The organism is Catenibacterium sp. co_0103, assembly GCF_004168205.1.
In the GTDB taxonomy this organism is placed as follows: Bacteria; Bacillota_I; Bacilli_A; order Erysipelotrichales; family Coprobacillaceae; genus Catenibacterium; species Catenibacterium mitsuoka_A.
In genome coordinates this window covers 1-4,869 of record NZ_RCYB01000121.1, presented here as the reverse complement: position 1 = coordinate 4,869, position 4,869 = coordinate 1, and the positions used below count along the sequence as shown (strand labels likewise).

Annotated in this window: 3 rRNA genes; all 3 read right to left on the bottom strand. The window is 55.4% G+C overall.

Annotated features, from left to right (window positions below):
• Nucleotides 1–71: ribosomal RNA gene (rrf, locus tag EAI80_RS11910) — 5S ribosomal RNA — on the bottom strand; the annotation flags it as partial.
• 61 nt (nucleotides 72–132) lie between these two features.
• A 23S ribosomal RNA gene (locus EAI80_RS11905) occupies nucleotides 133–3,020 on the bottom strand.
• Between the two features lie 236 nt (nucleotides 3,021–3,256).
• A 16S ribosomal RNA gene (locus EAI80_RS11900) occupies nucleotides 3,257–4,786 on the bottom strand.
• Nucleotides 4,787–4,869: the final 83 nt, after the last annotated feature.

Here is a 4,869-nt window from a genome sequence, read left to right as displayed (position 1 = left end):
TCGCCGTTATGATGCTTAACTTCCGTGTTCGGGATGGGAACGGGTGTGTCCATCATGCTATCGCCGCCAGATCCTCGAGGGATCCCTCAAAACCAGATACGTCATCTCTACTAATCCTTACTCTTTCCAATCTTGGCCAAGTCCTCGGCCTATTAGTACCGCCCCGCTAAGCACATCGCTGCGCTTGCACTCGCGGCCTATCAACCTCGTCGTCTTCGAGGGGCCTTACTTGTCGCCAATGGGAGGTCTCATCTTGGAGGGGGCTTCACGCTTAGATGCCTTCAGCGCTTATCCCGTCCGGACTTGGCTGCCCAGCTGTGCCACTGGCGTGACAACTGGTGCACCATCGGTCCGTCCACCCCGGTCCTCTCGTACTAGGGGCAGCTCTCCTCAAACCTCCTGCGCCCACGACAGATAGGGACCGAACTGTCTCACGACGTTCTGAACCCAGCTCGCGTACCGCTTTAATGGGCGAACAGCCCAACCCTTGGAACCGACTTCAGCTCCAGGATGCGATGAGCCGACATCGAGGTGCCAAACCTCCCCGTCGATGTGAACTCTTGGGGGAGATCAGCCTGTTATCCCCAGGGTAGCTTTTATCCGTTGAGCGACGGCCCTTCCATTCGGATCCGCCGGATCACTAAGCCCGACTTTCGTCCCTGCTCGACCTGTATGTCTCGCAGTCAGACACCCTTATGCCTTTGCACTCTATGCATGGTTTCCATCCATGCTGAGGGTATCTTTGGGCGCCTCCGTTACTCTTTGGGAGGCGACCGCCCCAGTCAAACTGCCCGACTGACACTGTCCCGTGGCCCGTTGCCTCCGGTTAGGACCTAGATGCATGAAGGGTGGTATCCCAACAGCGGCTCCCCGTACGCTGGCGCGCACGGCTCACAGCCTCCCACCTATCCTGTACATCATGCATCCAAGCCCAATGTCAACCTGCAGTGAAGCTCCATGGGGTCTTTCCGTCTAGTCGCGGGCAACCTGCATCTTCACAGGTACTAAGACTTCACCGAGTCTACAGCTGAGACAGCGCCCAAATCGTTACGCCTTTCGTGCGGGTCGGAACTTGCCCGACAAGGAATTTCGCTACCTTAGGACCGTTATAGTTACGGCCGCCGTTTACTGGGGCTTCGGCTCGCTGCTTCGCTTGCGCTGACAGCTCCCCTTGACCTTCCAGCACCGGGCAGGCGTCACCCCCTATACTTCGGCTTGCGCCTTCGCAGAGAGCTGTGTTTTTGGTAAACAGTCGCTTGGGCCGTTTTACTGCGGCTCCATTTCTGGAGCACCCCTTCTCCCTAAGTTACGGGGTCATTTTGCAGAGTTCCTTAGCTATAGTTCTCTCGCTCACCTCAGGATTCTCTCCTTGCCCATGTGTGTCCATTTTCGGTACGGGCCGATGTATGTTGTGCTAGAAGCTTTTCCTGGAAGCCTGCTCTCAGCTTTTCCGTACTTGCCGAAGCTTTCCGTACGCATCGCGCCTTCCCCTTATGCGCACCGGATTTCCCTGGTGCGCAGGTATCTCGCTTGCCCCAGCTATTCCAGCAGCTGGTTGCCTGAGCCTTCTCCGTCACTCCATCGCCACACATCGGGTACGGGAATATCCACCCGTCGTCCATCGGCTACGCCTTTCGGCCTCGCCTTAGGTCCCGACTATCCCAGAGAGGACGAGCCTTCCTCTGGAGACCTTGGGCCATCGGTGCGTGGGATTCTCACCCACGTGCCGCTACTCACGCCGGCATTCTCTCTTCCATGCGCTCCACATGCCCTCCCGGTCATGCTTCTCCGCTGCATGCAATGCTCCCCTACCACATTCCTGTCCATAGCTTCGGTGTCATGCTTAGCCCCGGTAAATTATCGGCGCAGAGTCATTCGACTAGTGAGCTGTTACGCACTCTTTGAAGGATGGCTGCTTCTGAGCCAACCTCCTAGTTGTCTGCACGTCTCCACTTCCTTTTCCACTTAGCATGCACTTTGGGACCTTAGCTGATGGTCTGGGCTGTTTCCCTCTTGACGACGGACCTTATCACTCGCCGTCTGACTGCCGCAGATGACACCGTGACATTCGGAGTTTGATTATGCTCAGTACCGCGGGATGCGGCCATCGCATATTCAGTGCTCTACCTTCACGGCTCTCTCGCTGCGACGCTAGCCCTAAAGCTATTTCGGGGAGAACCAGCTATCTCCGGGTTCGATTGGAATTTCACCCCTAGCCACAAGTCATCCGCCAACGTTTCAACGGGGGTCGGTTCGGTCCTCCATCGGGTCTTACCCCGACTTCAACCTGCTCATGGCTAGATCACCCGGTTTCGGGTCCACGACCTCAGACTATTTCGCCCTCTTAAGACTCGCTTTCGCTGCGGCTCCGCATCTCCTGCTTAACCTCGCCTGCTGATCGTGACTCGCCGGCTCATTCTACAAAAGGCACGCCATCACCCTTTGACGGGCTCTGACTTCTTGTGGGCATGCGGTTTCAGGTTCTCTTTCACTCCCCTCCCGGGGTTCTTTTCACCTTTCCCTCACGGTACTGGTTCGCTATCGGTCACAGAGTAGTGTTTAGCCTTTCGGGATGGTCCCCGATGATTCCGGCAGGATTCCACGTGCCCCGCCGTACTCAGGTGCCGCCTCGACGCATGTCGAGCCTTCGGATACGGGTCTCTCACCCTCTTCGGATCCCCTTCCCATGGGATTCTCCTGACTCTTCATGTCATCTTTACCGGCGGTCCTACAACCCCGGACTGTGTCCGGTTTGGGCTCCTCCGCTTTCGCTCGCCGCTACTTACGGAATCGACTTCTCTTTCTCTTCCTGCAGGTACTTAGATGTTTCAGTTCCCTGCGTATTGCCCCGTCATGACGGTCGTCATGCGGTCTCCGCTTCTTGAGCGGAGGGGTTTCCCCATTCGGATATCGGCGGGTCATCGCGTGCTTACCGCTCGCCGCCGCATTTCGCTGTTCGCTGCGTCCTTCATCGCCTCTCTGTGCCCAGGCATTCTCCGTACGCCCTTTCTTCCTTGACCTTGTGATTGGTTCTCTTTAGTTCGCTTGAGTATTTCTGTTCTTAGTATTTTTTGCCTTCAGACCAGATGTACTAGACCTTTATCTCTTTGTTTGATTTCTCGATCTCACTTACATCTTATCTTTTGTGTGCAGAAAGTTTAAAAAACTTTCCATTTGATGATCATATCTGATTTTCAAGGATCTCTCTAGAGTGCCAGAGCACTCAAAACTGAACATTACACGTCTGTCTCCCTAGAAAGGAGGTGATCCATCCCCACGTTCCCGTAGGGATACCTTGTTACGACTTCACCCCAATCATCAGCCCCACCTTAGACAGCTCCCTCCCTTGCGGGTTGGGCCGCCGGCTTCGGGTGTTGCCAACTCTCATGGTGTGACGGGCGGTGTGTACAAGGCCCGAGAACGTATTCACCGCGGCATTCTGATCCGCGATTACTAGCGATTCCGGCTTCGTGCAGTCGAGTTGCAGACTGCAGTCCGAACTGGGAACGGGTTTCTGGGGTCCGCTCCGGCTCGCGCCTTCGCTTCCCTCTGTCCCGTCCATTGTAGCACGTGTGTGGCCCAGGTCATAAGGGGCATGATGATTTGACGTCATCCCCGCCTTCCTCCTCCTTGCAGAGGCAGTCTCGCCAGAGTCCCCAACTTAATGATGGTAACTGGCGACAGGGGTTGCGCTCGTTGCGGGACTTAACCCAACATCTCACGACACGAGCTGACGACAACCATGCACCACCTGTCTTCTCTATAGCTATGAGGATGTCTCCATCCCTTTTAGATCGATGTCAAGACCTGGTAAGGTTCTTCGCGTTGCTTCGAATTAAACCACATGCTCCACCGCTTGTGCGGGCCCCCGTCAATTCCTTTGAGTTTCATTCTTGCGAACGTACTACTCAGGCGGGTCACTTATTGCGTTGACTGCAGCACCGGGGTTTGACCCCCGACACTTAGTGACCATCGTTTACGGCGTGGACTACTAGGGTATCTAATCCTATTTGCTCCCCACGCTTTCGGGAATGAGCGTCAGTTGCGGCCCAGACCGTCGCCTTCGCCACTGGTGTTCCTCCATATATCTACGCATTTCACCGCTACACATGGAATTCCACGATCCTCTTCCGCACTCTAGCCGCCCGGTTTCCATGGCTTACCGAAGTTTAGCTTCGGTCTTTCACCACAGACCCTTGCGGCCGCCTGCTCCCTCTTTACGCCCAATGATTCCGGATAACGCTCGCCACCTACGTATTACCGCGGCTGCTGGCACGTAGTTAGCCGTGGCTTTCTGGTAAAGTACCGTCACTCGCATACCATTTCCTGTATGCGCCGTTCTTCCTTTACAACAGAGCTTTACGACCCGAAGGCCTTCTTCGCTCACGCGGCGTTGCTCGGTCAGGGTTTCCCCCATTGCCGAAAATTCCCTACTGCTGCCTCCCGTAGGAGTCTGGGCCGTGTCTCAGTCCCAATGTGGCCGTCCGCCCTCTCAGGCCGGCTACGCATCGTTGCCTTGGTGGGCCGTTGCCCCGCCAACTAGCTAATGCGCCATAGGTCCATCCCTGCGCTATCCCCGAAAGGATATTTGGCATGAGCTCCATGCGGTGCTCATGGCTATGCGGTATTAGCAGGAGTTTCCTCCTGTTATCCCCCGCACAGGGGCAGGTTACCTATGTATTACTCACCCGTTCGCCACTCATCTTCCGAAGAAGATTCGTTCGACTTGCATGTATTAGGCACGCCGCCAGCGTTCATCCTGAGCCAGGATCAAACTCTCCACGAAATATGTGAAGAGCTGATGTTCAGCTCATCAATTAAATGTTTTCAAATAAATCTGACGTGTATCTGTTCAGTTTTCAATGTTCT